Consider the following 990-nt stretch of genomic DNA (forward strand, 5'->3'; position numbering starts at 1 on the left):
AAAGAAGCTTTTCATAAAACTCCTTGCAATGCTTGTTATACCGAATTGCCGACCACGAACAAACATACAACAAACCACGGATATGAGTCTTGGATGTCCTACATTTTCCAGGTGAATAAGATTTCTTCCCAGATTGATAAATTCTAGGTGCCAATCCAAAATATTTGGATAAGGATTTTGCGGAATTAAAATTTTTAAAACCCGAAGTAGCTGTCATCAATTGAAGAGAGGTCTTTTCACCAATTCCGGAGACAGACTGCAACAAGTTTTTCGTTTCCTTAAATTCTTCATCCTGAAGCTCGGGAAGACGACCTATAACTTCATTAATCTCTTTATCAAGTTGTTTTAATTTTCTCTCATAATGCTTTTCTGTAGACGAATTGATATGCAAATTGTAACGCAAAGATTTAAGTCTCGATTCATAACGTCGCTTTTCTTCTTCAAGATCATTCAACAATTTAAGCTCCTGATCCAAATACTCCATCTCCATACTTTTTGCAAGATATACCTCACATTCAAAGGTTTCTCCATAAAGACGAATTAATTTGGCATCTTCAAAGTCTGTTTTAGTAATGATATTTTTGAGTCTCGCAAAATGTTTAATCATCATACAATTGATTAAACTCGATTCAAAACCATGAAGTAAAGACAGATGCAAAATACGACGACTGTAATTTCCTGTTGCCTCAATCACGAAACAATACTCTTCAACACTAAACTTTTTAAGAAATGATAAAATCGAGCGTTTGGTATTTTCGATATTAAAAACCTGATCTCTTTCTTCCGAGTCTTTAAAACTTACTGTTAAAAATTTTGATCCAACGTCTACTCCAATTACTTTTTTTGATATTTTTGACATACAAAAATCTTTTTTATTATAGAGGTTTTCTTCTGATCCAACATGGTAAAAGTTATCTCCAAACAACGTTCTATCCGGATTTGGAAGAAAACAGCAGCAGGGGAATAAAATCAGGGGCGATATCTTGGTAT

The 990-nt window shown here is 33.7% G+C and carries 1 protein-coding gene; it reads right to left on the bottom strand.

Annotated elements, in window-relative coordinates; genetic code table 11:
• Nucleotides 1-859: transposase (locus tag ABEG63_RS21510; protein ID WP_346587486.1), on the bottom strand; the 859-nt coding region annotated here is incomplete at its 3' end.
• Nucleotides 860-990 lie beyond the last annotated feature (131 nt).

Origin of the sequence: Chryseobacterium sp. C39-AII1 (genome assembly GCF_039672645.1) — a bacterium.
GTDB lineage: Bacteria > Bacteroidota > Bacteroidia > Flavobacteriales > Weeksellaceae > Chryseobacterium.